The sequence below is a fragment of the Methylobacterium guangdongense genome (assembly GCF_038442355.1).
Classification (GTDB): domain Bacteria; phylum Pseudomonadota; class Alphaproteobacteria; order Rhizobiales; family Beijerinckiaceae; genus Methylobacterium; species Methylobacterium guangdongense.
This window is the reverse complement of sequence record NZ_JBBXMX010000006.1, coordinates 1-24,400: the sequence shown is the minus strand read 5'-3', so window position 1 is coordinate 24,400 and position 24,400 is coordinate 1. Positions and strand designations below refer to the sequence as shown.

General features: G+C 71.1%; 19 protein-coding genes, 1 tRNA gene and 1 rRNA gene. 12 read left to right on the top strand and 9 right to left on the bottom strand.

The features are described from left to right. Window positions 1-11: 11 nt before the first annotated feature. Window positions 12-257, bottom strand: coding sequence for a DUF6894 family protein (locus tag AAHG09_RS13555; RefSeq protein ID WP_342107819.1), 246 nt, complete (start codon window positions 255-257; stop codon window positions 12-14). A gap of 167 nt (window positions 258-424) precedes the next feature. Between AAHG09_RS13555 and AAHG09_RS13550 the strand changes: the two genes are divergently transcribed. From AAHG09_RS13550 to recD2, 6 genes are all read left to right on the top strand, one after another. After that, a complete protein-coding gene (locus AAHG09_RS13550) occupies window positions 425-1,528 on the top strand; it encodes an SMP-30/gluconolactonase/LRE family protein (RefSeq protein ID WP_412760035.1) in 1,104 nt (367 codons plus the stop codon). A 12-nt stretch (window positions 1,529-1,540) separates the two neighbouring features. Next, the gene (locus AAHG09_RS13545) at window positions 1,541-1,894 is read left to right on the top strand and encodes a hypothetical protein (RefSeq protein WP_342107818.1); all 354 of its coding nucleotides are present in this window, start codon (window positions 1,541-1,543) and stop codon (window positions 1,892-1,894) included. 192 nt (window positions 1,895-2,086) lie between these two features. Then, complete coding sequence (locus tag AAHG09_RS13540; RefSeq protein WP_342108146.1) at window positions 2,087-4,621, top strand: PAS domain S-box protein; 2,535 nt, start codon at window positions 2,087-2,089, stop codon at window positions 4,619-4,621. 547 nt (window positions 4,622-5,168) lie between these two features. Continuing rightward, a complete protein-coding gene (locus tag AAHG09_RS13535) occupies window positions 5,169-5,729 on the top strand; it encodes a PAS domain-containing protein (protein ID WP_342107817.1) in 561 nt (186 codons plus the stop codon). After that, window positions 5,710-9,186 carry a CheR family methyltransferase gene (locus AAHG09_RS13530; protein WP_342107816.1) on the top strand — a complete coding sequence of 1,159 codons (3,477 nt, stop codon included), beginning with the start codon at window positions 5,710-5,712 and terminating at the stop codon, window positions 9,184-9,186. The genes AAHG09_RS13535 and AAHG09_RS13530 overlap by 20 nt, the downstream gene beginning before the upstream one ends. 167 nt (window positions 9,187-9,353) lie before the next feature. Further along, a complete protein-coding gene (gene recD2, locus AAHG09_RS13525; protein ID WP_342107815.1) occupies window positions 9,354-11,558 on the top strand; it encodes an SF1B family DNA helicase RecD2 in 2,205 nt (734 codons plus the stop codon). A 117-nt stretch (window positions 11,559-11,675) separates the two neighbouring features. On the opposite strand, the gene AAHG09_RS13520 is transcribed toward recD2, so the two are convergent. Beyond that, window positions 11,676-12,236 carry a DNA-3-methyladenine glycosylase gene (locus AAHG09_RS13520; RefSeq protein ID WP_342107814.1) on the bottom strand — a complete coding sequence of 187 codons (561 nt, stop codon included), beginning with the start codon at window positions 12,234-12,236 and terminating at the stop codon, window positions 11,676-11,678. A 191-nt stretch (window positions 12,237-12,427) separates the two neighbouring features. Between AAHG09_RS13520 and AAHG09_RS13515 the strand changes: the two genes are divergently transcribed. Beyond that, a complete protein-coding gene (locus AAHG09_RS13515) occupies window positions 12,428-14,155 on the top strand; it encodes an adenylate/guanylate cyclase domain-containing protein (protein WP_342107813.1) in 1,728 nt (575 codons plus the stop codon). Between the two features lie 14 nt (window positions 14,156-14,169). Here the strand turns inward: AAHG09_RS13515 and AAHG09_RS13510 are convergent, their stop codons facing one another. Beyond that, complete coding sequence (locus AAHG09_RS13510) at window positions 14,170-15,405, bottom strand: MFS transporter (RefSeq protein WP_342107812.1); 1,236 nt, start codon at window positions 15,403-15,405, stop codon at window positions 14,170-14,172. 92 nt (window positions 15,406-15,497) lie between these two features. On the opposite strand from AAHG09_RS13510, the gene gcvA reads away from it, so the two are divergent. Further along, the gene (gcvA, locus tag AAHG09_RS13505; protein WP_342107811.1) at window positions 15,498-16,385 is read left to right on the top strand and encodes a transcriptional regulator GcvA; all 888 of its coding nucleotides are present in this window, start codon (window positions 15,498-15,500) and stop codon (window positions 16,383-16,385) included. A 366-nt stretch (window positions 16,386-16,751) separates the two neighbouring features. After that, window positions 16,752-18,896, top strand: coding sequence for a helicase-related protein (locus tag AAHG09_RS13500; RefSeq protein WP_342107810.1), 2,145 nt, complete (start codon window positions 16,752-16,754; stop codon window positions 18,894-18,896). A gap of 95 nt (window positions 18,897-18,991) precedes the next feature. Here AAHG09_RS13500 and AAHG09_RS13495 read toward each other — a convergent pair whose 3' ends face one another. The 3 genes from AAHG09_RS13495 to AAHG09_RS13485 all read right to left on the bottom strand — a co-directional run bounded on the left by AAHG09_RS13495 (window position 18,992) and on the right by AAHG09_RS13485 (window position 21,378). Next, complete coding sequence (locus AAHG09_RS13495; RefSeq protein ID WP_342107809.1) at window positions 18,992-20,116, bottom strand: acyltransferase family protein; 1,125 nt, start codon at window positions 20,114-20,116, stop codon at window positions 18,992-18,994. A gap of 381 nt (window positions 20,117-20,497) precedes the next feature. Further along, the gene (locus AAHG09_RS13490; protein ID WP_342107808.1) at window positions 20,498-20,947 is read right to left on the bottom strand and encodes a response regulator; all 450 of its coding nucleotides are present in this window, start codon (window positions 20,945-20,947) and stop codon (window positions 20,498-20,500) included. Beyond that, window positions 20,944-21,378, bottom strand: coding sequence for a hypothetical protein (locus AAHG09_RS13485; protein ID WP_342107807.1), 435 nt, complete (start codon window positions 21,376-21,378; stop codon window positions 20,944-20,946). The genes AAHG09_RS13490 and AAHG09_RS13485 overlap by 4 nt, the downstream gene beginning before the upstream one ends. A 621-nt stretch (window positions 21,379-21,999) precedes the next feature. Between AAHG09_RS13485 and AAHG09_RS13480 the strand changes: the two genes are divergently transcribed. The 3 genes from AAHG09_RS13480 to AAHG09_RS13470 all read left to right on the top strand — a co-directional run bounded on the left by AAHG09_RS13480 (window position 22,000) and on the right by AAHG09_RS13470 (window position 23,760). After that, entirely contained in the window at window positions 22,000-22,362 is a 363-nt protein-coding gene (locus AAHG09_RS13480; RefSeq protein WP_342107806.1) for a hypothetical protein, read from the top strand. Window positions 22,363-22,456: 94 nt separating this feature from the next. Beyond that, on the top strand, window positions 22,457-23,251 hold the full coding sequence (locus AAHG09_RS13475) for an exosortase/archaeosortase family protein (protein WP_342107805.1): 795 nt from the start codon (window positions 22,457-22,459) through the stop codon (window positions 23,249-23,251). After that, window positions 23,227-23,760, top strand: coding sequence for a hypothetical protein (locus AAHG09_RS13470; RefSeq protein ID WP_342107804.1), 534 nt, complete (start codon window positions 23,227-23,229; stop codon window positions 23,758-23,760). The genes AAHG09_RS13475 and AAHG09_RS13470 overlap by 25 nt, the downstream gene beginning before the upstream one ends. A 155-nt stretch (window positions 23,761-23,915) precedes the next feature. Here the strand turns inward: AAHG09_RS13470 and AAHG09_RS13465 are convergent. The 3 genes from AAHG09_RS13465 to AAHG09_RS13455 form a co-directional block, all read right to left on the bottom strand. After that, window positions 23,916-23,992: transfer RNA gene (locus AAHG09_RS13465), tRNA-Met, on the bottom strand. Window positions 23,993-24,100: 108 nt separating this feature from the next. Beyond that, window positions 24,101-24,216: ribosomal RNA gene (gene rrf / locus AAHG09_RS13460) — 5S ribosomal RNA — on the bottom strand. After that, window positions 24,204-24,400, bottom strand: a 197-nt coding sequence (locus tag AAHG09_RS13455; protein WP_342105432.1) for a hypothetical protein, incomplete at its 5' end; no start/stop codon positions are given. The genes rrf and AAHG09_RS13455, both read right to left, overlap by 13 nt.

Genomic DNA, 24,400 nt, shown 5'->3' with positions numbered 1-24,400 from the left:
GCGCGACCATTCTAGGCCGCCGCCTTCACCCGCTCCCGCACGGCCTCGAAGGGCTGCACGAGGACGCGCCGGCCGGTCAGATCGTGGACGCTGACCCGCCAATCGGCCCAGTCGGTCCGGTTCGCCAGCGTGCGCCGCACGTCGGCCGCGACCCGCTCGGCCCGGGCGCTCAAACGCCCGGCGGCGCGGACCTCGGCGCCGCGGGCGTCGAACACGCATTCGAGGCCGTTGGTGCAGTGGAAACGGTAGCGTGCCATCCCGCGCTCCTCCCCGGCCGCCCGACGCGGCCCTCACTGTGTGTTCACTATATGTTCTTATATACACGGGATCCAGCCCGGGCGAAGCGTCGCATCGGGCTGCGGAACACCGAGCGCTCTGTGCGCTTTCCGCCGACAGCTTTCGCTCAAGCGACCCGGGACGCCGCATGATACGCCCCTCCTTCATCGCCCTCCTGCTCGTGGCCGCCCTGAACGGCGCCGCCCGCGCCGAGGACGCGCCGGCCGGATCCGACGCCCTGAAGCCGATGATCCAGTCGGACAGCCTCGTATTCAACGGCGTCACCCGCTCCAAGGACGGCCGGGTGTTCTCGCCGTTCCAGCGCCAGTCCAAGGATACGGGCATCGAGCTCGGCGAGTGGAAGGACGGCAAGGCCGTGCCCTATCCCGACGCGGGGTGGAACGACTGGAAGAGCGGGGACGACCCGGCCAAGGCCTTCGTGGCGGTCAACGCCATCCGGATCGGGCCGGACGGCGACCTCTGGGTGGTCGACAAGGGCGCGCCCGGGATGGGGGCGGCGCCGCTGCCGGGCGGTCCCAAGCTCGTGCAGATCGATCTGGCCACCAACACCGTGCGCAAGGTCTACCCGCTCCAGGCGGCCACCACGGACAAGAGCTTCATCGACGATTTCCGCTTCAACGGCCGCCACGTCTACCTGACCGATGCCGGACAGCCCGGGCTGCTCGTCCTCGACCTCGACACCGGGGGCCTGCGCCGGGCGCTCGACGGGCACTGGTCGACGATCGCCCAGCGCCCGCTCACCGGCCAGGGCCGGGTGCTGCGAGACGACAAGGACAAGCTGCTGTTCATCCACGCCGACCAGCTCGAAGTCTCGCCGGACGGCAAGACCTTCTACTACCAAGCCTGCACCGGCCCGCTCTACAGCATCGAGACCCGCTACCTCGACGACGCCTCCGTGAGCGACGCCGAGCGGGCCAAGCACGTCAAGCTCCACGCCGCCACCGTGGCGACGGGCGGCACGGCGATCGACGCGAGCGGCACCATCTACGCGAGCGACACGGACGGCCTGCGTATCCTCAAGATCGCGCCGGACGGCGCGATGAGCACGCTCGTCCAGGACCCGCGCCTCGTCTGGGTCGACGCCATGTGGATCGACGAGGACGGCGGCCTCTGGATCCCGGCAGCGCAGATGAACCGCACGCCCGCGATGAACGGCGGCGAGGCCTCGGCGGTGAAGTTCCCGACAACGATCTACCGGATGCAGATCGACGCCAAGCCGCTGCGCAACTGAGCGAGGGATCGGATGATCAAGGCAGGGCTGCGACTCCGGATCCTCATGGCGGCCGGTCTGCTCGTCGGGACGGCCGCGCCGGTCCGGGCTGCGGGGTCCCTGGCGATCCAGGACACCCGCCTGCACACGCCGCCGGATTCGCACGAGCCGCAGCGGGCTCAGGTCACGCTGCGCAACGCGGGATCCGATCCGGTAACGACCGTCGCGATCCTCTGCACCTTCACGGGCGCCGGCGGCGCGGTCCTCGACACGCAGACGGTGTCGGTGCCGGAAGTTGCCGGCGGCGGCGCCGTGCAGGCCGAGGCGATCTACTACGGCTATCCCCGGGCGAGCGGCGCGGCCTGCCGGCTCGCGGAGCCGCGTTAGGTCGGAGTCCGGGTCGGGACCGGGTCCCGGATGCGTGCGGCGAGGTGGCGCCCCGGGCCGGTTTCCGGCAGAAGGCGCCCACGCAACGTCCGTTTTGCCGCAGGCTGATCCCGTGCCCGCCACCCGCATCGCCCTTACCGAGACCGGCCGCACCCTGCCTGCGCGCGCTCCGGCGCGGTGCGCGGCCTGACCATGGGGGCGCCCGGGTCCGACGACCTCCTGCGACGCGCCCGAGCGCTGGAGGCGGAGGCCGCCGCGCTCCGGGCCCGGGCGGCCGGATCCCCGGCGGAGGACGGCGGATCGGCGCGCGCGCCGCACCCCTGGGCGGCCCTCGACGGCGCCACGCACATCGCCCTCATCGCCACCGACCCGGCGGGGCGCGTCACCGGCTGGAATGCCGGGGCGACCAACATCCTCGGCTGGATTACGGACGCGATGCGCGGCCGGCCGGTCGCGGAGCTGTTCACCCCGGAGGACCGGGCGGAGGGCCGCCCGGAGCGGACGCTGCGCACCGCCCTGGACCTGGGCCGCGCCGAGGAGGCCGGCTGGCGCCTGCGTGCCGACGGGGCGCACCGCTGGGTCTCCGGCGAGACGATGCCCCTGCGCGATCCGGCCGGCAGCGCCGCGGGCTTCGTCACGATTTTGCGCGACATCACGGACCTGCACGAGGCCGAGCAGGCCCTGCGCGCCAGCGAGGAACGTTACCGCACCCTGTTCGAGGCGATCGACGACGGCTTCTGCGTCATCACCTTCCTCGACGGGCCGCACGGTCCGCTGAGCGACTACGTCCACGTCGAGGCCAACCCGGGCTACGAGCGGCATACCGGCATCGCCGGCATCGTCGGGCGAACCCTGCGCGGCCTCGTCCCGCCCGACGACGCGGAGGCGTGGCTCGCCCTCTACGGCGGCGTGCTGCGCACCGGCACGCCGATCCGGTTCGAGCGCTACTTCGCGCTGGTGGACCGCACCATCGAGGTCTCGGCGGTCCGGATCGAGCCGCCGAGCCGGCGCCAGGTCTCGGTGCTGTTCCGGGACATCACGGCGCGCCGGAAGGCGGAGGATGCGCTCCGCGCCAGCGAAGCGATCGCCCGCACGAACGTGGAGCGCGTCCAGCTCGCCCTGGCGGCGGGCGCGATCATCGGCACGTGGCTGTGGGACCTGCCGAGCGACCGCTTCACCGTGGACGAGGCTTTTGCGCGGAGTTTTGGCCTGGACCCGGACCTCGGGCGCGAGGGGTTGAGCCTCGCCCAGGTGGTGGCGACCGTCCACCCCGACGACCGGGCCGGGCTCGCCGCGGCGATCGACGAAGCGATCGCCCGGGGCGGGGCCTACGCGCACCAGTACCGGGTCCGCCGCGCCGACGGGCGCTACTACTGGCTGGAGGCGAACGGCCGCGTCGACCACGGGCCCGACGGCACGCCGCTCAGCTTCCCGGGTGTCCTCCTCGACGTGGACGAGCGCCGCGCCGTCGAGGCGGAGCGCGATCGGGCCGCCGCGGCCCTGCGCAGCCTCAACGAGACCCTGGAGCAGCGCGTCGCCGAGCGGACCGCCGAGCTGATGCGGGCCGAGGAGGCCCTGCGGCAATCGCAGAAGATGGAGGCGGTCGGACAATTGACCGGCGGCCTCGCCCACGACTTCAACAACATGCTGGCCGGGGTCGTCGGCTCGCTGGAGCTGATGCAGACCCGGATGCTTCAGGGCCGGGTCGGCGACCTCGACCGCTATATCGCCGCGGCCCAGGGGGCGGCCCGGCGCGCCGCGGCCCTCACCCACCGGCTGCTCGCCTTCTCGCGCCGCCAGACCCTCGACCCGAAGCCCACCGACGTGAACCGCCTCGTCGAGGGCATGATGGAGCTGGTGCGCCGCACGGTCGGCCCCGCGGTGGCGATCGAGTCGATCGGGGCCGGCGGCCTCTGGCCCACGCTGGTCGATCCGAGCCAGCTGGAGAACGCGCTGCTCAACCTCTGCCTCAACGCCCGGGACGCCCTGCCCGACGGCGGCCGCATCGTCATCGAGACCGCCAACCGCTGGCTCGACCACAGGGCCGGACAGGAGCGCGACCTGGAGCCGGGGCAGTACGTGACGCTCTGCGTCTCGGACAACGGCACCGGCATGACCCCGGACATCGCCGCCAAGGCCTTCGACCCGTTCTTCACGACGAAGCCCATCGGCGAGGGCACCGGGCTCGGCCTGTCGATGATCTACGGCTTCGCCAAGCAGTCCGGCGGGCAGGTGCGGATCTACTCGGAGTTCGGCCAGGGCACGATGGTCTGCCTGTACCTGCCCCGCCATCTCGGCGAGGCCGACGGCGAGACGATCCTGCCCGACCTCGCCCACGCGCCGCGCGCCGAGCAGGGCGAGACCGTGCTGGTGGTGGACGACGAGCCCACCGTGCGGATGCTGGTCACCGAGGTGCTGGAGGATCTCGGCTACGCGGCGATCGAGGCGGCGGACGGCGCCTCGGGCCTGAAGGTGCTGCAATCGGATGTGCGCATCGACATGCTGATCACCGATGTCGGCCTGCCCGGCGGCATGAACGGCCGCCAGATGGCCGAGGCCGCGCGCGCGCATCGCCCGGATCTCAAGGTTCTGTTCATCACCGGCTACGCCGAGAACGCCGCCCTCAACCACGGCCATCTCGGGCCCGGCATGCAGGTGATGACGAAACCCTTCGCGCTGGAGGCGCTCGCCACCCGGATCCGGGGGATCATCGCGGGCGAGGGGTAAGGCGGGCGGCAGTCCGCCGTCGGGCTTTGCGGATCCCGCGTCCCGGTTGGGGAAGACAGGCGCGAACGGCTCTGCGTCTCCCCCTCCCCCACTGCGGGCTTGTGGACTCACACATCGGGTTTGGAATCATCGCGCGGTTGCTAAGTGGGGCCGCCGGATGGCTCGTGCGCCCGCCCTCCTCCCTCAGCGGGCTTGCGGATTCACACATCATGCGCTGCAACTCGGCCGCCAGCGTCGATGTTCGCCGGAGATGTGTGCATCCGGTAGCCTCTGCGGGGGAGGGAGAGGCGCGGAGCCACCTTCGCCTCTCCAATGGAGATAGGTGCATCCGGTAGCCGGGATGGGAGAGGGACGAGGCCCGGTGGCCGTTCCCGGTCTTTGGAACAGGTACGGGTGCGGCACAGGACCCACAGGGTCTCACGAAACGTTGCTCCACCGCCCAAATCGGGAACCGGACAGCGTGGCCGTCCTTAAGGTGGCGGGCTGCCGCGTGGGACGGCCGGACCGGCCGCGACGTGCCGAACAGAAAGGTGACAGGGGATCTGCCGTGCAGACGCAGGACATTCCGGCCGAACTCAAGAGCTATTTCGATAGCTCCCACATCGCCCTGGCGCTGGCTGCCGTCACCGCCGACAACCCGCTGCTGCTGGTCAACGAGCGGTTTCATCAGCTGACCGGGTACGACGCGGCCGATGTCGTCGGCCGCAATTGCCGCCTCCTGCAAAAGGACGCGGAGAACCGGGAGGCCCGGGCCAAGATCCACGCCTTCCTGGAGGACGACCGGATCGGCGCCGTGCGCACCACGATCCTGAATTTCCGTAAGGACGGACGTCCGTTCGTCAATCTGCTGTACATGTCAAAATTGACCGCGCTTTCGGGCGAGGTGCGCTTTCTTTTCGCATCCCAATTCGACGTCAGCCGCTCGCAACCGGAGCTGCTTTCCGCGTACGATGCCGAACTGAGCCGGACCCTGTCCCGGCTGACTCCGACGCTTGCTGAGAGCGGCATCGTCATCGAAGGCTCCCTGATGACGATCGCCAACACCGTCGCCACCGTCGCGCAGGCCAAGCTCACCCTCGCGGATCTCGATGCACCAGGATTTCCTTGACGAGCCCGGGGCGGGAGCCTCCGCGGTCCTGGACGGTGCCGGGCAGGTCGTGGCTCCTCCCTTCACCGGGCCGGTGGTGGGGATCGGCGCCTCGGCGGGCGGGCTCGAAGCCCTGCGCGAGATGCTGGCCCGCGCCCGGACGCCGACCGGCATGGCCTTCGTCATCGTCCAGCACCTTGACCCCAACCACGAGAGCATGCTGGCCCAGCTGCTCGACCGGCATACCGGGCTGGAGGTGCTCCAGTGCGAGGGCGGCGAGCGGATCGCCGGCGACAAGGTCTACATCATCCCGCCGGGCCGGGGCTTGGTCATCCAGAACGGCGTCCTCGAACTCACGCAGTTCGTGCAGCCGCGGGGCCTGCGCCGGCCGATCGACGACTTCTTCCTCTCGCTCGCGGTCGATCAGCAGGCCAACGCGGCCTGCGTGATCCTGTCGGGCACGGGGGCCGACGGGACCACCGGCCTGCGGGCCGTCAAGGAGCATGGCGGCGTCTGCGTGGTGCAGCAGCCGGACACGGCCCGCTACGACGGCATGCCGCTCTCGGCGGTCGGCACCGGCCTCGTCGACTTCGTGCAGCCGCCCGGCGAGATCGTGGATTGCCTCTCGGCCTTCTTCCGCCGCCGGGGCGCCGATGCGGGCGGCGAGGAATCGGGCCCGGTCGCCGACCATCTCGACGACCTCTGCCGGGTGCTGCGCTCGGCGGTGGGCCATGACTTTGCCGGATACAAGCGCACGACCCTGGTGCGTCGGGTCGAGCGGCGCATGCATGTGCTCGGCCTCGAATCCGGCCGGGCCTATCTGGCGCGCGTCCGGGCCGACAAGGCCGAGTGCGAGGCGCTGTTCCGCGACCTCCTGATCAACGTCACCCGCTTCTTCCGCGACGCCGAGCTGTTCGAAGTCCTGCGCGAGCGGGCGGTGGAGCCGCTGCTGCGCAACCGCGACCCGGACGAGGACATCCGGGTCTGGATCCCGGGCTGCTCCAGCGGCGAGGAGGCCTACAGCATCGCCATGCTGTTCGCCGAGACCGCCCGCGGCCTCGACCTGCCTCTGGCGGTGCAGATCTTCGCCACCGACATCGACGAGCGGATGCTCCAGATCGCCCGGGAGGCCACCTACCCGGCCGCGGCGCTGGCCGACATCCCGGCCTCCATGCGCGAGCGCTACGTCGTTCCGCACGCCGAGCGCTTCACCCTCGCGGCCGAGATCCGCGACCTGATCCGCTTCTCCAGCCACAGCCTCGTGAAGGACCCGCCCTTCTCCCGGGTCGACCTGCTCTCCTGCCGCAACCTGCTGATCTATTTCGACGAGCGCCTGCAGCAGTCGGTGGTGCCCCTGTTCCACTACGCGGTGCGGCCGGGCGGCTACCTGTTCCTCGGCCCCTCCGAGAGCGTGAGCCGGTTCGAGCACCTGTTCCCGGTCATCGACCAGCACGCCCGCCTGTTCGAGCGGCCCCCGGGCTCGCCGCAATACCCGATCGACCTGCCCGGCAGCGCCCGGCGGGGCGAGGTGCGGCGCGGCGGGCGCGAGGAGCGCCGGGGCGACCCGTCGATCTCCGACGAGTCCGCGGCCGTGCGCCGGGTGATCGAGCGCTACGCCCCGCCCAGCATGGTGCTGAACGAGGATGGCGGCATCATCAGCGCCTACGGGCGGCTCAGCCGCTACTTCGACTTCCCGGTCACGCGGACCGGCGGCACCAGCGCCATCACGCTGGCGCGGCCGGGCCTGCGCGACGTGCTCGGCCCCCTGCTGCGCCGGACCCGGGACGCGCGCAAGCGCGTGGTGGTGCGGGACGTGGAGATCCGCTCGGAATACGGCCTGCAGCAGGTCGAACTCGTCTGCGATCCGCTGCCGGACGGCTCGATGCTGCTGGTTCTGCGCGACACCGGCGCCTTCGAGCCGTCGACCGACCTCGACCTGATCGAGCTGGATGCCGGCGGCGACCATGTCGAGGCGCTGGAAGAGGAATTGCTGCGCACGCGCTACAAGCTGCGCTCGGCCGTCGAGGAGCTGGAGACGACGAACGAGGAGCTGAAGAGCTCCAACGAAGAAATGATGTCGATGAACGAGGAGCTCCAATCGACGAACGAGGAGCTGTCCACGGTCAACGACGAGCTGAAGACCAAGGTCGAGCAGCTCACCATCGCCAATGCCGACCTGCGCAACTTCTTCGAATCGACCGATCTCGCCGTCATCGTTCTCGACCGCGACCTGCGGGTGCGCAGCTTCACGGCGGCCGCCACCACGATCTTCCCGCTCCAGGCCGGCGACCGGGGGCGGCCGCTGGCCGACGTATCGAGCCGGCTCGCCGGCCACGACTACCTGCACGACGCGGAGGCGGTCTGCGCCGGCGGCACGGTGATCCAGCGGCGGCTCACCACCCGGGACGGCGCCCGGACGCTGTCGCTGCGCGTCCTGCCCTATCGCCTGCAGAACGGCAGCGTCGACGGCGCCACCCTGGTGCTCACCGACATCACCGAGGCCCTCTCGCTGGAGCGCCAGCTCACCGCAGAGCGCGAGCGGCTGGAACTGGCCGTCAAGGCCGGCGGGATCGGGGTCTGGGAATACAGCCCCGACGCGGCCACCATCGTGGTCGACAGCACCGCCGGCATGATGTTCGGCCTCGCGCCCGACATGCCGCACCCCGTCCCGGCCCTGGTCGCCAGCGTGGTGCCGGAGGATCGGATCGGCCTGGAGGCGGCGCTCGCCGAGGCCGCCCACGGCCTCGACGAGTTCGAGGCCCGCATCCGCGTCCGGGCGGCCGACCACGCGCCCCGGCACATCCGGAGCTACGGACGCCTGACCCGCAGCGGCGACCGGAAGCGGATCGTCGGTGTCTGCATCGACGTCTCGCCCGAATACGCGCTGGCCGAGACCCGCGACCTGATGCTGCGGGAGATGAACCACCGGGTGAAGAACCTGTTCGCCATCATCGGCGGCATGATCTCGGCGGGCTCGCGCACGCACCGGGACATCGGCATCTTCGCCTCCGACATGCGCGACCGCATCTCGGCCCTGGGCCGGGCCCATTCGCTCGCCGACCCCACCGACGGCCAGGGCATGAGCGACCTCGCGGGCCTGATCGGCGCGACCCTGCGCCCCTACCGCGACCATGTCCCGACGGTGATCGAGGGCCCCCTGGTGGCGATCAACTGGCGGCACGTCTCGTCGCTGGCGATGATCCTGCACGAATGGGCGACCAACTCGGTGAAGTACGGCGCGCTCGGGGCCGAGGACGGGTCCCTGTCGGTGACCTGGGAGCGGGGCCCGGACGGGCTGGTCCTGGACTGGCGCGAGCGCATGGCCCGGGTGGCCGAACCGCGGCCGGGCCGGGGCTTCGGCTCGCTGCTGGTCGAGATGTCCCTGCGCCAGCTCGAGGCGACCGTGGAGCGCAGCCACGACGCGACCGAGTACCGGATCGTGCTGCGCCTGCCGGATTCGGCGCTGATGCGGGGGTGAGCACGACGGCGGCCCCGTCCGCGTCGGCCCCTCCACCGACCCGAGCCGCGTGACGACGCGTCGCGCCGCCCTCCCCGGCCGATCCGCGGCGCCGTCGTTGCCCCGCGCCCCGCATGCCCCGATCTTCAACCCATGGGTGCGCCGCCCCGGGCGCAGCCGGTCCGGGCATGACTCAGCGCGCGACGCCACCGCCCTCCCCGCACGGCCAACCCGTCGAGGCGCTCGCCGGCACGATCGAGCGCGTCACCTTCCACAGCCCGGAGACCGGCTTCTGCGTCCTGAAGGTCCAGGCGCGGGGCAAGCGCGACCTCGTGCCGGTGATCGGCCACGCGCCGGCGATCGGCGCGGGCGAGTGGATCACCGCCACCGGCATCTGGCACACGGACCGCCAGCACGGCCTTCAGTTCAAGGCCGACACCCTCAAGGTCACGCCGCCCACGGGCGTCGCCGGCATCGAGAAGTACCTTGCCTCCGGCCACATGCGCGGCATCGGCCCCGCCATGGCCAAGCGCATCGTGGCGGCCTTCGGCGAGGGCACGTTCGAGATCATCGAGGCCGAGCCCGGCCGCCTGACCGAGGTCGGGGGCATCGGCCCCAAGCGCGCCGCCCGGATCGTCGCCGGCTGGGCCGAGCAGAAGGCCGTGCGCGAGATCATGCTGTTCCTGCACGCCCACGGCGTCGGGACCGCCCGGGCGGTGCGGATCTTCAAGACCTACGGCCACGAGGCCATCGCGGTCATGACCGAGGATCCCTACCGGCTGGCGAAGGACATCCGCGGCATCGGGTTCAAGACCGCCGACGCCATCGCGATGAAGCTCGGGCTGACCCCGGAGGCGCCGCAGCGCCTGCGCGCCGGCATCTCCTTCGCGCTGCAGACCGCCACCGATGCGGGCCATTGCGCCCTGCCGGTGGCGGATCTCGTGAGGCTGGCGGAGGATCTCCTCGGGGTGGCGGCGCCGCTGATCCGCACGGCCCTCCTCGACGTGCTGGAGACCGGCGAGGTCGTGCAGGACATCATCGGCGACAAGGCCTGCATCTTCCTGGCCGGCCTGCACGCCGCCGAGCGCGCCATCGCCGAGCGGCTGCTCCAGCGGGCGACCGGCACGCCACCCTGGCCGGCAATCGACCTCGCCCGGGCCCTGCCCTGGGTGGCGGAGAAGACCGGCAAGACGCTCTCGCCCTCGCAAGAGGCGGCCGTGCGCCGCGTGCTCGGCGCCAAGCTCGCGGTGGTGACCGGCGGCCCCGGCGTCGGCAAGACCTCGACGCTGGACACGATCCTGCGGATCCTCCGGGCCAAGGGCGTGCGGGTGCTGCTCGCCGCCCCCACCGGCCGGGCCGCCAAGCGGATGAGCGAGCAGACCGGGCTGGAGGCCAAGACCCTCCACCGGCTGCTGGAGATCGACCCCAAGCACGGCGGCTTCTCGCGCAACGCCGAGAACCCCCTCCCCTGCGACCTCCTCGTGATCGACGAGACCTCGATGGTCGACGTGCCGCTGATGAACGCCCTGACCAAGGCGGTGCCGGAGCACGCCGCCCTGCTCCTCGTGGGCGATGTCGATCAGCTGCCCTCGGTCGGGCCGGGGCAGGTGCTGGCCGACGTGATCGCCTCCGGCGCGGTGCCGGTGGCGCGGCTGACGGAGGTGTTTCGGCAGGCGGCCGAGAGCCGGATCGTGGTGAACGCCCACCGGATCAACGCCGGAAAGAGGCCGGAGCCCGCCCCGCGCGGCGAAGAGAGCGACTTCCACTGGATCGAGATCGACGAGCCGGAGCCCGCCGTCGCGACGCTGATCGAGGTGGTGACCCGGCGCATCCCGGCCCGGTTCGGCCTCGATCCCATCCGCGACGTGCAGGTGCTCACGCCGATGCAGCGTGGGGTGCTCGGCGCGCGCAACCTCAACCACGAACTCCAGTCGGTGCTGAACCCGAATCCGGCGATCTCGGTGGAACGCTTCGGCTGGCGCTTCTCCCCCGGCGACCGGGTGATGGAGAGCCAGAACGACTACGACCGGGAGGTGTTCAACGGCGATCTCGGCACCGTGGCGCGGATCGACCCGGACGAGGGCGCGGTGATCGTCGATTTCGAGGGCCGCGAGGTGGTCTATCCCTACGGCGAGCTCGACACGCTGGTGCCGGCCTACGCCACCACCATCCACAAATCGCAAGGGTCGGAATATCCGGCCGTGGTGATCCCGCTCGCCATGCAGCACTGGACGATGCTGGCGCGCAACCTCCTCTACACCGGCGTAACCCGGGGCAAGCGGCTCGTGGTGCTGCTCGGCCAGCGCAAGGCCGTGGCGGTCGCGGTCCGCGGCGGCACGATGAAGCCCCGCTGGACCAAGCTGCGGGACTGGCTGATCCGGCAGATCGCATAACCCGTCGCGGTTTCGAAAGGTTGAGACCTTTCGCGGGTCCAGGGCAGAGCCCTGGAACCTGTCAGGGCCTTGCCCTGACGACCCACCAAAGGGCGACGCCCTTTGGAAACCCAGTCCTTACCCAGAACGGACCCGCCGCACCGGCCGGCTGACGAACCGGGAGCCCGCGAGCAGGAAGCGCCACGGCGTCTCGGCGCCGCGGGTGATGCCGATCCGCCGGTCGCTCACCACCGCGGCGGGCTCCGCGCGGGGCGCGAGCCGGAACGGCGCCCGCCCGACCGGCCAGCCGTCCTGGGCGCCGGTGACGCCGAGGGCCTGGCACAGGCGGCCGGGCCCGGCGCAGAGCAGCCGCGCCACGTCCGTCCCACGACGGGCCTGCATGACGGGCAGGCCCTCGGTCGGCGCCAGTGCCCGGATCAGCACCGCGCTGCCGGGCTCGCAGACGAGGTTCAGGCACCAGTGCATCCCGTAGGAGCGGTAGACGTAGACGGTCCCGGGGGCCCCGAACATGCTGGCGTTGCGCCGGGTCGGGCCGTTGAAGCTGTGGGAGGCCGGATCGGTCCGGTCATACGCCTCCGTCTCCACGATGACGCCGCCCGCCCCGTCGACGAACAGGCCGGCGCCGATCAGGTCTTCGGCCACCGCGGCGACGGGGCGGGCGAAGTCGAAGTCCAACATCGGTTCCCGGGGTTCGATCGAAGGTTCGGCGCGGCGCGTCGAGGGAGGTAACCCGCGGCCCCCCGCCGGGTCGACCCGCCACGCAGCGGATCGAACACGCGCGCGGCGAAATAGATCGGGCGCGATACACGTCTTGCTGGTACGAGGGTCGCCGAACTGCGAGCCGCCGGCCGATCCCTCCGGACCCCAGCATGACGCGCACAGCCGCGATCGCGACGCTGCAACCCGCCGCCGAGCCCACCGGCACCCGGCGATCCGTTGCCGCGCCGCGGCGTGCGCCCCTGACCCTGCGCCGCCTCCGGCTGGGAAGCGGCCTGGTGCTGTTTGCCTACGTGCTGACCCACCTGATCAACCACGCGCTCGGCAACGTCTCCCTTGGCGCCATGGAGGACGGGCTCGACGTGGTCACGGCCCTCTGGCTCAACCCGCTCGGGCTCGCGCTCCTGTACGGCGCGCTCTTGCTCCACATCCTGCTCGGGCTCCAGGCCCTCTATGCCAGCCGGTTCTTCCGCCTGCGGGCCGGCGAGATCCTGCAGCTGGGCTCGGGCCTCCTGATCCCGCCGCTGCTCGTCAGCCACATCGTCGGGACCCGGGTCGCCTTCGCCACCGAGGGGCTCGACAAGGGCTACGCGCAGGAACTCTACACCTTCTGGATCGCGGCCCCGATGCTCGGCGTGATGCAGGTGGCCGTGCTGGTCGTCGCCTGGATCCACGGCTGTACGGGCCTGTATTTCTGGCTGCGGCTGAAGCCCGGTTTCGCGCGCGCCGCGCCGGCGCTGCTGGCGCTCGCCGTGCTGGTACCGGTGGTGGCGCTCCTGGGTTTCGCGCAGGGCGGCCGGGCGATCCGCGCCCTGGCGCAGGATCCCGCGTGGCGGGCGGTGGAACTCCTGCCCGTCCATGTCGGCCTGCCCAATCAGGTGGCGCGTCTCGCCGGGATCCGGGACCGGATGCTGCTGATCTACGCCGGGCTCGTGGCGGCGGTCATCGCGGCCCGCGGGATGCGGACGCTCGCCGAGATCCAGCGCGGGACGGTCCGGCTCAGCTATCCCGACGGGCGGGCGGTCCGGGTGCCCCGGGGCACCAGCGTGCTGGAGGCGAGCCGCCGCAACCGGATCCCGCATGCCAGCGTCTGCGGCGGCCGCGGCCGGTGCTCGACCTGCCGGATCCGGGTGACGGACGGCAGCGACGGCATCCCCGCCCCCGGCCGGGCCGAGGGCGCGGTGCTGGCGCGCATCGCCGCCGGGCCGGGGGTGCGCCTCGCCTGCCAGTTCCGACCTGAGACAGACCTGGCCGTGGTGCCGCTGCTGCCGCCGCAGCCGCGGATCCGCCCGACCGACCTCCTCGACCGGGCGGAATCCGGCGAGGAGCGCTTCATCGTGGCGATGTTCGTGGATCTGCGCGGCTCGACCCGGCTCGCCGAGGAGCGGCTGCCCTACGACACGGTGTTCATCATCAACCGCTTCCTCGGCGCGGTGGGCGAGGCCGTGCGGGCGGCGGGGGGCTCGACCAACCAGTTCCTCGGCGACGGGCTGCTCGCCCTGTTCGGCCTGGACAGCGAGCCCGAGCAGGCGGCCCGGGACGCCCTGCGGGCGGTGGAGCTCATGGCCGAGTCCGTCGCTGCGCTCAACCGGCTGCTGGCGGAGGATCTGGAGCACACCCTGCGCTACGGGGTCGGCGTCCATGCCGGCCCCGCGATCGTGGGTGAGATGGGCGACGCCACCGACACCCGCTTCACCGCGCTCGGCGATACCGTCAACGTCGCCTCCCGGCTCCAGGGGCTGACCAAGCCTCTGGGCTGCGTGGCCGTGGTGTCGGAGACGGTCTTCCGGGCCGCCGGCGTCGCCCCGGCGGCGATCCGGGACATCGCGGTGGACGGACGGTCCGACTCCGTCCGGGTCAGCGTGATCGGGACCCTCTGAGCGGATCCCGGCGATCAGGTCGGCCGCCGCGCCGTCTCGCCCCGGAGTGACGGCGCCAGCGCCAGCATGAGCGGCACCGCGGCGAGCGCCGTCGCGGCGGACGCCGCCGCCGCCCAGTGCGGGCCGGCCATGTCGCCGAGCCGCCCGTAGAGCAGCGGCGCCGCCAGCGCGCTGCCGCCGAGTGTCCAGGTGTAGAACACCGCGAAGGCCCGCTCGACCTGGCCGCCGGGCGCCAGCTCCGGCACCGTGCCGTAGAGCACCGAGGAGGTGCCGTTCAGCATCACGCCGAGCAGCGGCAGCAGGAGCAGCGCGGGGGCGAGCGGCAGCGCGATCACCGCCAGGATCATCACGGCGGTCCCGGTCTCGGTCAGGATCACCGTGCGGGTCACGCCGAGGCGCTCGCCGATCCGGCCGCATACGGCCTTGCCCAGGGCACCGCCGACGAAGACCAGGGAGAGCGCCAGCCCCACCGTGGTCAGCGCCGCGCCCTTCTCCTGCATCAGGAACGGCAGGTAGATCAGGAAGGCCGGCCGGGCGGCGTTGTCGAGCATGCCGATGGCGACGAGCAGGCGGAAGCCGCCCCGTCCCGCAGGCGCGCCGACCGCCCGCACGGGCGCCCGCGGCGCCGCGCCCGGATCGGCCGTGCGTGAGGCGCGATCACGCGGCAGCAGCCGCCCGACGGCGAGCGCGACGACGAGCCCGGCCCCCGCCACGACCCACAGGGCGTGGCGCCAGCCCGTCAGGGTCAGCAGGAAGCCGACCAGCGGCGGGACCGCCGCCTTTCCGAGATCGCCGGTGAAGTTGTATGTGCCGAGCGGACCCCGGGCTCCGGATCCGTAGGCCCGGGCGATCACCGCCGAGGCCAGGGGATGCTGGGTGCTGCTGCCGGCCCCGCCGACCAGCAGGCCGATCCCGAGCCCGATCAGCCCGCCCGAGGCGCCCGCGACGGCGTAGCCGAGGGCGCTCAGCAGCGTGCCGAGCATCAGGACGGTCCGGGCGCCGAGCGACTGGGCGAGGCGGCTCGCCGGCATCTGCAGGGCCGCCAGGGCGCCGTTGTAGAGCGAGCGCAGCAGCGCCAGGGCGACGTAGTCGAGGCCGAACTCGGCCTGCCAGACCGGCAGCAGCACGTAGATGAGATCGGTGTAGCCGTCGTGGAGGGCGTGGTTCACCCCCGTGACCGCGAGGGTGCGCCGGGCCTCCCCGGGTGAGGCGGACGCAATCGATGCAGTCGGGTTCGACGCGAGGGCCATCCTGTCACCTTCTGGCTGTGCCCCGAGGATGGCCGGCTGGTTCGCGGCTGACAAACGACTTATGCTGACGCGCGTGTGAGGAAATCTGACCCGTGCATCGCCGGCTGCCGCCCCTGAACGCCGTCAAAGCCTTCGAGGCCGCGGCCCGGCACGCGAGCTTCACCCGGGCGGCGGACGAGTTGCACGTCACCCACGGGGCGGTGAGCCGGCAGGTGCAGATGCTGGAGGCGTGGCTCGGCGCGCCGCTGTTCGAGCGCCACAACCGGCGGGTCGTCCTCACCGAGGCCGGGACCGCCTTCGCCGCCGAGATCGGCGCCGCCCTCGACCGCATCGCCCTCGCCACCGCCCGTCAGGTCGAGCGCGGCCGGCCGCGCCTGCTGCACGTCAACGCGCTCGCCACCTTCACCCTGCGCTGGCTGATCCCGCGCTTGTCCGGCTTCCAGCGGGCCAACCCGGCGATCGAGGTGCGGCTGACGACCTCCAACGTGCCCCTGGCCCACCTGACCGAGCCGTTCGACGTGGCGATCCGCGGTGGGCCGGACGCGCGCCCGGGGCACGTGGCAGAACCCTTCCTGTCCGAGCGGCGCATCCCGGTCTGCAGCCCGACACTGTTGCGGCGGCTCCCGCTCGCCTTCCCGGAAGAACTCCGGCAGCACACGCTGCTGCACGCCGCGACGCTCCCGCGGGTCTGGCCGGACTGGCTGCGCGCGGCGGGCGTTCCGGACCTGACGCCCCAGGCCTCGGTGACGCTGGAGCACTTCTACCTGACGCTCCAGGCCGCCCTCGACGGGCTCGGCGTCGCCATGGGCCCTGAGCGGCTGATCGCCGACGACGTGACGGCAGGCCGCCTCGTCCTGCCCTTCGCGGGTCCGGCCCTGCCGGCACGGAGCTACTACACCTACGTCCCGGAGGCGCGGTCGGAGGATCCGGCCATCCGCACCTTCTGCGGCTGGCTGGGCGCGGCGGCGGGGCGGCCGTGATACGCCGTCATCACCACGGGCGGTTTGGGTTGGGGGGAGGTTTTGGCGAGGCGTGAGGTGCCCCTCCCCCGGGCGGGCTCAACATTCACAGTTCTTCATCGGATAGGCGAAGATCCCGCGCGTTCCCCGCCCCCGCAGAGGCTACGAGGTTCACAAATCTCAAGGGGACATCGACACCGGCGGCAGAGCGCGACAAGCCCCCTCTCCCGCACGGGAGAGGGGACCCGCGTTCGACCCTGAACCAAGACGATATCCGCGCGTCATGTTTGAAGTGGCGCGCCGCCTCCGCCCGGCCCATGAAAGGGATCCGGAACGCGCCCGACACAGTCCGGGTTGGCGTCAGACGCTTCTGCCCGAGGTGACCGCATGGCGCGCAAGCGTCTCCGCCCGACGATCGAGAGCCTGATCGAATCCCTCGGCCGGCTCGGCCTGTCGCCGGAGGCGGTCGATCTCGACCGACTGCTCGCCCAGCTCGACCTGCCCGATTACGGCGCCGAGGTCGACGACGCGCACGTCGCCCAGGCGCTCCGCGCCATGAAGGCCGCCCGGGCCTTCGCGGAGACCGGGGTGCCGGCGATCCGACAGGCGATTCCCAACCTGCGGGCCGTGGTGACCAAGGATCACCGGATCACGTGGCTGGTCCGTACCGAGATCCCGCTCCTCGACAACGGCCGGCTGGACCTGCGCCTCGACATCGCCCCGGATCCGGAGGCGGCCGCGATCCTCGCCCGCATGGCGTCCCGGAACGATCCGGCCCACGGCCTGGAGGCCCTGCGCGCGGCCGTGGCGCGCACGGCCCTCGACGCGACCCGCGCCCTGCACAAGCCGGTCGATAGGCTGCGGGCGCAGCTCCTCGTCGACCTGCGCGAGGTCGGGGCGGATGCCGCCGCCTACATCGCCCATATGGACCGCTCGCTCCGGTCCCGGGTGTTCACCTACGGCCCGAAGCTCGCACGCGGCCTCAACGACACGCTCACCCCCGTCCGCCGCCACGCCAAGGCGGTGGCCCGGGAGGGCTCGCGCCTGCGCCGCCTGCGCGATCAGGTCGGGTTCGGCGCCTATATCGAGCGGTTCACAGCGGCGCGGCGCCTCAACCGGAAAATCCTGTTCCACATGGGGCCGACCAATTCCGGCAAGACCTACGCGGCCCTGCAGCACCTCACCGCCGCGGAGACCGGGGCCTACCTCGCGCCGCTGCGTCTCCTGGCCCTGGAGAATTACGAGACCCTGCGCGAGCGGGGCCTGCGCGCCGGCATGATCACCGGCGAGGAGGTTCTGGGCGAGGCGAACCCGACCCACACCGCCCGCACCATCGAGACCGCCGACCTGACCCGGCCGATCGACGTGGCGGTGATCGACGAGATCCAGATGCTCTCGGACCCCGATCGCGGCTGGGCCTGGACCAACGCCCTGTTCGGCGTCGCGGCGCGGACCGTGATCGTCTGCGGCTCCGACGACGCCCTGTCGTATGTCCGCCGCGCGGCGGAAGCCGCCAACGAGTCGCTGGAGGTGATCCCCTTCACCCGCAAGTCGCCGCTGCTGCTGATCGAGCAGCCGGTGCCCCTGGAGAAGGTCGAGGCGGGCGACGCGGTCGTGGCCTTCTCCCGCCGGGCCGTGCACGAGAATCGCGAGATCCTGGTGGCCCGGGGCCATCGAGTGGCGACGATCTACGGCGCCCTGTCGCCGGAAGTCCGCCGGGCCGAGGCCGCGCGCTTCCGCTCGGGCGAGGCCAACGTGCTAGTCACCACCGACGCGATCGGCATGGGGCTCAATCTCGGCCCGCTCAAGCGGATCGTGTTCTCGGCGGTGCGCAAGTGGGACGGCACCGCCGAACGGGCGCTGACCCATTCCGAGCTCCGCCAGATCGCCGGCCGCGCCGGCCGCTACGGCCACCAGGATGTCGGCTACGTGGCGGCGACCGACCCCACGGCGATCGAGCCGATCCGCACCGCCCTCTCGGGCGCCCCGACGGCGCCGGCGGCCGACACGCGCTTCTTCGTCCGGCCGGATCTCGGGGCGATCCGCTCGGTGGCCGAGGAGATGCGCACCCACAGCCTGTACGAGGTGCTGACCCACTTCGCCCGGGCGACCTTCTACGCGGGCTCGCCGTTCCAGCCCTCGGCCCTGGAGGAGGTGCTCGACGTCGCCCGCACCGTCGACCGGGCCCGGCTGCCGATCGAGGAAAAGTTCGCCTTCTCGGTCTGCCCGATCGACCGGCGCGACGAGATCGCCATGGGCCTGCTGGAGCGCTGGTGCCAGGCGCGGGCGGCGGGGCTCACCGTGCCGGCTCTGCGCGGCAACCTCGCGGGCGCCCTCGACTACCAGGAGCGGACCGTGAAGCTCGCGAGCGCCTATCTCTGGCTGTCGCGGCGCTTCCCCGAGACGTTCGACGACGTGGAAGCGATCCGCCACATGCGCGGCCGCGCCAACGATTCCATCGAGCAGCACCTGCGCGAGACCGCCACCCGCAAGGCCGAGCGACGCACCCGCCGCAGCGCCGGCGGTCGCTGACAGGCGGTACGCGAAGGTCCGGATTCAAAAGGTCCGGGACCTTTTGCGGGTGCAGGGCAGCGCCCTGCTGTCGGGCTGCGCCCGAATGTCGGCCTTCAGCGCGACGCGCGCCAGGGCTTCACCCTGGCAACCGACCAAAGGGCCTCGCCCTTTGGAATCCCGGACTCGGCGATCAGGCGCCGGCCCAGGCGGATGCAGGGCCGCTCGACGAAGCGGTGGACCGGGGCCGCGATGGCCAGCGCGACCAGCATCGCGGCGGCAATCAGCACGTGGCCGGGCGCGACGATCCCCGCGGCGTGGGCGGCGGCGATCACCACCTCCTGGGCGACCGGTCCGAACAGGTAGAGGCCGTAGCTCACCGCGCCGAGCCATGCGAGGAGCGGCGCCTCGATCCGGCAGCGCGTGGTCATCAGCGCGAACAGCAGAAGCGCCACCCAATAGGTCGTGGTGTAGCGGTACCACGTCTCGCCGAAGCCGAGGTCGCGTCCGTAGGCCAGCACCGAGATGACCGGGATCGCCAGGGCGATCAGGGCCAGGATTCTAAGGGCGGCGCGCCGCGCCTCCGCCTGTCCCTCGACATGCCAGCGGCGCCAGAGCGTCCCCCACAGCATGATCGCCAGGGCCAGCGGCAGCGCGACCGGCAGTGCCTTGCCGAGGTGGTGGCGGGCGAAAGCCATCAGGACGGCCGCCGCCAGCATCAGCAGGGCCGCGCCCACGAGGCCGCGCGTCTGCTGGAGCAGCCCGGCGCAGAACAGGAGCACGCAGAGCCCGTAGAAGATCAGCTCGATCTGCAGGGTCCAGTACAGGCCGATGATGTTCTCGATGCCGGCGAATTGCTGGAGCATCGTCAGGTTGGCCAGCACGGTCGAGACCGGCAGATCCCGGCCCAGCGCCACGTAGAAGGCGCAGATCCCCATGGGAATCGACAACCAGTAGGCGGGGTAGAGCCGGAAGAACCGGCTGATCGCGAAGTCCCGCACGGGGGTCCGGCTGCGCGCGTCGAGCGAGTACGGCACGACGAAGCCCGAGACGGCGAAGAACATCACCACCGCGACCTTCCCGAGATCGACGGACTGGGTGAGGGCCTGGAACAGCGCCCGCTCGACCCCGCTCCCCGCCTGCCCGGTCTTCACGAGGTGGTCCGCGAAATGGAAGTAGATCACCGCGAGGGCGGCGAGGCCGCGGATCGTGTCGACGTAGCCGAGCCGTGCGCCCCGCATCGCTCCACCTGTGAATACGCAAGATGACGGCGCCCGTCGGCGATGGCTACCTTGGAAACAATAGAGCCATTCCCCCTTCGCTTCACATCCGAATCGATCGCGAGCCCCAAAACTGTCCGGACAGGGTTAAGGCCGGCGCGGGCGACTGGCCCGTTACGGCGGGCCGCAGATCGGATGACCGTCGGCAACGGGCATGAAAAAGGCCCGCTCCGGCGGGCCGGGCGGGCCTAGGTGGGTCTGCTTTGGGACGAAGGACCGTTGTTTAGCCGGCGCCATGCCCCTGTTGCAGCGGGAGCGCAGCATGCCAACCCGGCGCCAGCCGCCGGTAACAACGGCGTTACGCTTGCATGCTCGGGTGACGGGAGAAGGCTCCCGGCGCCCTCACGCCGACCACACCTCCGCGAGGATCCGCCTCAGGTCGGCCGGCATGAAGGGCTTGACCAAGCAGGCGTTCACCCCGGCCCGCCGCACGGCCGTGAAGGCATGCGCGTGCTCCTTCGTGGTCATCATCACGAACAGGGTCTCCCGCAGCCGACGGTCGTCGCGCACCCGGCGGAGCAGCTCGAACCCGGACATCGGGAACATGTGCAGATCCGAGATGACGAGGCCGTAGGCGTGCTCGTTCAGCATCGCCAGTGCGGCGACGCCGTCCGGGGCCTCGTGCACGTCGCGCACGCCGATCTGCTCCAGGACGGCGCGGACCACCGAGCGGATCAGGGGCACGTCGTCGACCACGAGGACCGGCATCCGGCGCGGGTCGAGGACCGGTGCGCCGCCGGGCTTGGTCTGCGGACGCGACGCGGGCGATGGAGATCCGGACGGCGCGCTCATGCCGCGGCCTGAGCGTTCGTCTCCGGGAATTCCGACAGGATCGTCGTCCGTACGCGCGCGCGCCAAGCCTCGGCCTCGCAGGCCCGCCCCTCGGCGGCGTGCGCCTGCGCTTCCGCAGCGCCGGCCCGTGCCTCGGCGGCGGCGATCCGGATCCTGGCGCGCTGGTGCATCGCCTCGGCCAGGGTCTCGGCGTGTTGGGCCTGCTGCTCGGCGGTGACCACCGCGTCGCGGGCGCGCCGCAACGCCTGCCCGAAGGCGCGATCCTGATCCTCAGCCTGTCCCTCTGCCTGGCGCAGGCGGCGCGCAGCCGCGCGCACCAGATCGACCAGCCCGCTCCAATCGGCCAGCGCGGAGGCTGCGTATGGCACCGGCACCTGGGAGTCCGGACAATCGATACCGCGCAGGCGTGTGCCAAACCAGCCGTCGAGCACGGTGTCCTGATCCGAGGCGATCGGGCCGGCGGGTCGAGGATACGCGTCTCCTCGGAAGTTCTGTACTTCGCTCACGACGCTCCTCACCCAGCCACCTTGAGGGGCATGAAAAGAGTTTATTGGTAAAAAGACCGTTTATTCACAGTTCACCATATGTTGAGCCACCCCAACAGCGCCTGATTGCACGCCTCAGATCGTGGTTCGTCGCGCCCTGAAGCCGTGCCCGATGGCGTGGTTCTTGGCTTTGGCGGGGAGCCCTCGATCCGGTCTCTTATGGCGAACTGGTATTCGTGCCGGCGGAGGGCGCCTCGGACACGAATCTCCTGCGAGCCGTCACCGGGACGTGAGCTATTGGAATGGCTTCGCCTCCGGATTTTGCTGCCGCCATGCGAGCTGAAGCGCCGCAGCCCGTTGTCACACAGGTTTACACAGCGTCCGGCCAAGCTTCGGCGACCTGCGCAGAACCTACCGACTGGCCGTTCAGGCGCTACAGCTGGCGCTCGACACTATAGTTAACAACGCGATAAATATGTGAATTGAATTCAAATATCTCGAACCGCGCTTGCATTCAGCGAAATCCGCCCTCCTTCATGGGATGATCAATACGAAAGGGAGGCGCGGATGAAATACGTAAGTATAGTCTGCCTTGCAGGGGCCACTGTTGGCTTGTGCAGTCCTGCCAGTGCCGGCAACGGCAATGCCCTTGCCGGTGGCTGGAACGGCCAGTTGACGTCCGGGATCAAGTCCGCGGCTCCCGGTCCGGCACCGGTCACCGCGCCTGCGAACGTCTCGACGACCGTCTCCAGCGGCGGAATTTTCTCGGGACCGGCCTTCAGCTTCGGCTCCGGAGGGGGCGGCTCGGGCGGCAATACCGGGAGTGCGCCCTCGCCCGAGGTCAACGCGACCCTCAGTCTGATCCTCGTCGGCGGAACCGTAGCGATCCTGCGCCGTCGGCGGGCTCGCAAGGCCGAGACGCCCGCATGACGGGTCTGCCATGATCAATGTCGCGCGGCACGGAGGAAGCCTCGGATTGGGGGCGGGGCGTGCAGGCGTCGCAGACCGGGCCGCGATTTGGGCCGTGCTGCTGTTTTCCGCGGGCACGATCCTCTCGGCGACCGTGCAGCGTCATCTGTTCGAGCAGACGCAGACGGCACAGCACCTCGTCGAGTTCAACACCGGCGAAGCGTTTGCGCTGGCGGCGCTTCTGTTCCAGCTCCTGGCCATCCCGGATGCCGGGATGCGTCTGTCGCGGTCCGATCGGGCGGTCCTGGTGGTGTCGGCCCTCGCTTGGTTCATTCCCGAGCAGCACGGGGTCTATCTGGCGACGACGCTGGCCGGCGGCTGGCTCGTGACCCGGCCGCGCCCCGACCGGCACTGGATGGGTATCGGACAGATCTGGCTCGCCCTGTCCATCTACGAGTTGTGGGGCAAGCTCGTCTTCAAGATCCTCTATCAGAGCATCGAGGGCGCTGAGATCGGCCTGATCTACCGGATCGGCCATCTGGTCTACCCGGGCATCGGGACGGACGGCGCCAGCCTCAGCGTCCGCAGTGACTGGATGATCATCGTCCTCGAAGGCTGCTCGTCGTTCCACAATCTGTCGCTGGCCGTTCTGGTCTGGCTCTCCATCCTGAAAATCGCCGATCAGCCCGTCGGCCGCGCGGCGCTGGGTGCGCTCGCGACGAGCTTCGGCCTCGTGGTGGCGATCAACGTCGCGCGCATCCTGGCGATGCTGCCATCCCGGGAGGCCTACCACTTCTGGCACGACGACGCGGGCTCATCCCTGGTGGCGCTGGCCTCCGTCGTGGCGATGATCGTGCCGGCGCTGGTGTTGAGCAGGGAGCCCCCATGCGCGCCGCGTCGCCGACTCTGAACGTGTCAGCGTGGAACTGCCTCGTTCTGCTGGGCCTCCTCCTGGGCGCATCGCTCGCGATCCGCGCCTATGCCTACGCCCGGCCGGCGGATCCCAGCGCGATGACCGCACCGGAGACCGCCCTCCCCCCGATCGATCTCGGCGCAGGCGTGTCCTTGCCGCGTGCGCGCGTCGGACGCTATCGCGTCGCGGCCGGTTCCTGTTCGGGGGCGGCCCACGTCACCTTCGTGTCGGTCGGGCCCTATGGACCGGATCCCTCGCTGGAGGACGCGCCCCATCCCGGCGATCGGGTGTCCTACACCTATCGCGGCTGGAATCTCGGACGCCGGTACGCAACCATCGGCCTCAACGCGATCTACTTCGCCAGCAAGGCCTATGCGCGGCTCAGCACGGGCCGCAACCCGACGGTCCATGATCTCGCCGTCAAGATCGCGATCCCGGCCGGCTGCGACGCTTCGCCGGATGCTGTCTTGGCAACCTTCCGGACGCAGGTGGGCTCGGCCGATTGACTGGGGCGACGGGCGCACCCGGTCTTGCGAATCGAGCTTGGTCGCTTCGCTCGAAGACCCTGGCGCGGCCGGCATCAGGATGCAGCCTGCGCGTGGCGCCGGCACAGCAAAGCCCCCCGCTCGGAGGAACGGGGGGCTTTGCTGTGGGATCGATTTGGTTGCGGGGACAGGATTTGAACCTGTGACCTTCAGGTTATGAGCCTGACGAGCTACCGGGCTGCTCCACCCCGCGCCAAGTGTGTGCGGCTGGTCCGGGGCGCCGGCTCTGTGTGAGCGCGGGCGCTGGCTCCGGGGGCCGGATCGGTGTTCGTGTCGAGGGGATGCTGATTGCGATGGGCGGGTCTGGCGGCGACCGACTCTCCCGTGTCTTGAGACACAGTACCATGGGCGCTGGCGTGTTTAACGGCCGAGTTCGAGATGGGATCGGGTTCTGGGCACGCCGCTCAGGCCACCAGACCGGCGCATCGCAATTCTTCTGGCACGTGGCGGCGCAGGGTGCTGCGACGGCGCGTGCTGTGTTCGGCAAGCAGGCAGCGGATACGCTGCGGGTCTTTTTGTTTGCGTGTGTCTCTGGCTGCGCCAGCCTTGCGGCTGCCGAACCAGTCCGGACACGGATCACGAGAGCGATCAAGCCAATCGG

What these genes read in the sequence shown, in the direction of transcription:
- AAHG09_RS13555 (WP_342107819.1), bottom strand. Translation starts at nt 257, where the DNA reads ATGGCACGCTACCGTTTCCACTGCACCAACGGCCTCGAATGCGTGTTC.
- AAHG09_RS13550 (WP_412760035.1), top strand. Translation starts at nt 425, where the DNA reads ATGATACGCCCCTCCTTCATCGCCCTCCTGCTCGTGGCCGCCCTGAAC.
- AAHG09_RS13545 (WP_342107818.1), top strand. Translation starts at nt 1,541, where the DNA reads ATGATCAAGGCAGGGCTGCGACTCCGGATCCTCATGGCGGCCGGTCTG.
- AAHG09_RS13540 (WP_342108146.1), top strand. Translation starts at nt 2,087, where the DNA reads ATGGGGGCGCCCGGGTCCGACGACCTCCTGCGACGCGCCCGAGCGCTG.
- AAHG09_RS13530 (WP_342107816.1), top strand. Translation starts at nt 5,710, where the DNA reads ATGCACCAGGATTTCCTTGACGAGCCCGGGGCGGGAGCCTCCGCGGTC.
- recD2 (WP_342107815.1), top strand. Translation starts at nt 9,354, where the DNA reads ATGACTCAGCGCGCGACGCCACCGCCCTCCCCGCACGGCCAACCCGTC.
- AAHG09_RS13520 (WP_342107814.1), bottom strand. Translation starts at nt 12,236, where the DNA reads ATGTTGGACTTCGACTTCGCCCGCCCCGTCGCCGCGGTGGCCGAAGAC.
- AAHG09_RS13515 (WP_342107813.1), top strand. Translation starts at nt 12,428, where the DNA reads ATGACGCGCACAGCCGCGATCGCGACGCTGCAACCCGCCGCCGAGCCC.
- AAHG09_RS13510 (WP_342107812.1), bottom strand. Translation starts at nt 15,405, where the DNA reads ATGGCCCTCGCGTCGAACCCGACTGCATCGATTGCGTCCGCCTCACCC.
- AAHG09_RS13500 (WP_342107810.1), top strand. Translation starts at nt 16,752, where the DNA reads ATGGCGCGCAAGCGTCTCCGCCCGACGATCGAGAGCCTGATCGAATCC.
- AAHG09_RS13495 (WP_342107809.1), bottom strand. Translation starts at nt 20,116, where the DNA reads ATGCGGGGCGCACGGCTCGGCTACGTCGACACGATCCGCGGCCTCGCC.
- AAHG09_RS13490 (WP_342107808.1), bottom strand. Translation starts at nt 20,947, where the DNA reads ATGAGCGCGCCGTCCGGATCTCCATCGCCCGCGTCGCGTCCGCAGACC.
- AAHG09_RS13480 (WP_342107806.1), top strand. Translation starts at nt 22,000, where the DNA reads ATGAAATACGTAAGTATAGTCTGCCTTGCAGGGGCCACTGTTGGCTTG.
- AAHG09_RS13470 (WP_342107804.1), top strand. Translation starts at nt 23,227, where the DNA reads ATGCGCGCCGCGTCGCCGACTCTGAACGTGTCAGCGTGGAACTGCCTC.